This window comes from Sphingobium estronivorans, from assembly GCF_008692605.1.
Taxonomy (GTDB): domain Bacteria; phylum Pseudomonadota; class Alphaproteobacteria; order Sphingomonadales; family Sphingomonadaceae; genus Sphingobium; species Sphingobium estronivorans.
On the sequence record NZ_LFCT01000065.1, the window covers coordinates 1 to 1,045 of the forward strand.

The 1,045-nt window shown below is 59.0% G+C and carries 2 protein-coding genes; one reads left to right on the forward strand and one right to left on the reverse strand.

What is annotated here, in order from left to right:
• The first annotated feature begins 332 nt into the window (after positions 1-332).
• A complete protein-coding gene (locus F7P65_RS21835; protein ID WP_150295649.1) occupies positions 333-653 on the forward strand; it encodes an RNA polymerase sigma factor in 321 nt (106 codons plus the stop codon).
• Here the strand turns inward: F7P65_RS21835 and F7P65_RS21840 are convergent.
• Positions 565-825 (reverse strand): Arm DNA-binding domain-containing protein, encoded by a 261-nt coding sequence (locus F7P65_RS21840; protein ID WP_150295651.1) that lies wholly within the window; start codon positions 823-825, stop codon positions 565-567. The genes F7P65_RS21835 and F7P65_RS21840 overlap by 89 nt on opposite strands.
• Positions 826-1,045 lie beyond the last annotated feature (220 nt).

Genomic DNA, 1,045 nt, shown 5'->3' on the forward strand with positions numbered 1-1,045 from the left:
GCGTAATGAGTCTACGCGCTAGGGTCGCTTCCGGGAAAAGAACGGAAGTGGGGCGTCGAAACCCCTCCGATAAAGCTCGGCCACAGTTTCTGGGGCCGGGTGGCATGCGCGCATGTCCAACCGGAAACGGTAAAGGCGCATGCGCCTGTTATCGGCAGGTTTCGAACATCCGGCTTAGGCCGTCGCCCCGAGTGGACATAGGTGCGACGAATGAGCCAGGGCCAATCACGATCGGCACGGAGCCGGTGTAATCCGGGATTATTTCCCTTTCACGACGAACGCTGCTGGCACCTGTTCCAGCTGCGCGGCGCGCGCCCAAGGAAAATGCCATCATGAGCATCTCTCCTCAACGGCGCATCGCACCCGACGATGACAATGCCGACAGTACAGCGCCTGCAATTCAAAGCTTCGCAGACGTGTATCGACGGGAAAAGCCCCGCCTCCTGCGCTACTTCCTGCAAAAGCTCGGCAATCGCGCCGATGCCGACGAGATGGCGCAGGAAGTGATGACCCGGTTCCTGGGGGCCACTCCGCCGGTCGCGGTGGTAACCCCCCGCGCCTATATCACCCGCATCGCCACAAACATGCTGCGGGATCGCGCCGAACGGGGGTCAACCCGCCTGGCGCACCTACCCGCGCACGGTCGATACTGACCTCGGGATAGGTGCCGCCCTTCAGCGTCTTCTGCCTGTAGTCGAAGCGATAGGAGAGGCGCCACTGCGCCTTGCCGTTGGGCAGGACGCAGATGTGGAGGCCGCCGCCATCGGCTTTCTTGACGGGGCGTTCGGAGGGTAGAATCGATTGAATGAGACTGTTGGTCAGCACCGGTCAGGACTCCTGAAAACGGTGCGTGGGATTTGAAATCCGTGACCTACGACCAACAAAAAGACCAACAAATCCCATGCAAACCACCTGAGCGGTCATGATCCCATAGGAGACCATGTTACATGAGACAACTGCTTGAAAACAGCAGTTTTTTTGGCGACCTCTTGAGACTTTGTTGGTCCATCTGGACCAAAATTTGGTTGCGGGGGCAGGATTTGAA

Coding starts and splice junctions, on each gene's coding strand:
- F7P65_RS21835 (WP_150295649.1), top strand. CDS start 333: ATGAGCATCTCTCCTCAACGGCGCATCGCACCCGACGATGACAATGCC.